This is a genomic window from Leadbetterella sp. DM7 (assembly GCF_040829825.2).
GTDB lineage: Bacteria > Bacteroidota > Bacteroidia > Cytophagales > Spirosomataceae > Leadbetterella.
The window spans coordinates 1-270 of the sequence record NZ_JBFOLH020000081.1 but is presented as its reverse complement, the minus strand read 5'-3'; the positions used below and the strand labels follow the sequence as shown (position 1 = coordinate 270).

The following is a 270-nucleotide window of genomic DNA, read 5'->3' as shown; positions in this document are numbered from 1 at the left end:
GCAGGCTTAATACATGCAAGTCGAGGGGGCAGCAATGTCACCGGCGAACGGGTGCGTAACGCGTATGCAACCTGGCCATATCAGGGGGATAGCCCTAGGAAACTGGGATTAATACCGCATAACACATGAACTGGCATCGGTTTATGTTAAAAGATTTATCGGATATGGATGGGCGTGCGTAGGATTAGTTAGTTGGTGAGGTAACGGCTCACCAAGGCGATGATCCTTAGGGGCTCTGAGAGGAGTATCCCCCACACTGGCACTGAGATA

1 rRNA gene is annotated in these 270 nt (G+C 51.1%); it reads left to right on the top strand.

Annotated features, from left to right (window positions below):
- Window positions 1-270 (top strand): 16S ribosomal RNA (locus tag AB2U10_RS19305); the annotation flags it as partial.